Here is an 893-nt window from a genome sequence, read left to right on the forward strand (position 1 = left end):
CGCGGCGCTCGCCGTCGGAGTTGGCGAGGACGTCGGTGAGCGCCGCCAGCCGCTCACCCGGCGCGGTCCCCGCCTCACGGGCGGGATCGCGGGTCTCCAGCAGCTCGCGCATCGTCGGCAGCCGCGGGCTGGTGATGTCGTAGACGTAACCTTCCCGCACCGTGACCACGCACGGCCCGCCGCGGCGCGGCGACCAGGCACGGCCGACCAGGCAGGCACGCTCCGCATCCCGGGGCAGCGCGGCCTCGGCATCGAGTTGGGGGGACAGCGTCGTCATGTCGATCCTCCCGGCCGGTGAACGGCCCCGGTCACAGCGCCCGGACCGCGGGGACCGGGGCCTCCGCGACGGTCATCGGGTTGCGCAGGGGCAGCGCGAACGGCCCGGCCTCCAGCTCGAAGACGTCGCCGTCGCGGGTGCTCACGCCGTCGCTGAAGCTCAGCGTCGCCGTGCCGAGAAAGTGCACGTGGAGGTCCCCCGGACGGCGGAAGGCGGCGTACTTGAAGTGGTGGGCCTCGAGGTTTGCGATGCTGTGACACATGTGCTCCTCGCCGGTGACGAAGGGGCGCTCCCAGAGCACCTCGCCGTCACGCCGTATCCGCGAGACGCCGCGCACGCTTGCCGGCAGATCCCCCAGGAGCAGCTCCCCGCCGAGGGCGCAGGCGCGCAGTTTGGAGTGGGCCAGGTAGAGGTAGTTCTCGCGCTCGGTGACGTGGTCGGAGAACTCGTTGGCGAGCACGTACCCGAGCCGGCAGGGGGTCCCATCGGCGGCGATGATGTAGATGCCGGCGATCTCCGGCTCCTCGCCGCCGTCCAGGGCGAAGTCCGGCGATACCAGCGCCTCGCCGGGGCCGGCGACGATGGTGCCGTCGCCCTTGTAGAACCACTCCGGCTG

At 72.5% G+C, this 893-nt stretch carries 1 protein-coding gene and 1 pseudogene; both read right to left on the minus strand.

Translation table 11 applies throughout. From position 1 onward, the window contains the following. Window positions 1–277 (minus strand): annotated as a pseudogene (locus tag G7A99_RS21730) (fumarylacetoacetate hydrolase); the annotation flags it as partial. 31 nt (window positions 278–308) lie between these two features. Continuing rightward, window positions 309–893: AraD1 family protein (gene araD1, locus G7A99_RS21735; protein ID WP_256379732.1), on the minus strand; the 585-nt coding region annotated here is incomplete at its 5' end.

It is taken from the genome of Arhodomonas sp. KWT (assembly GCF_010993615.1).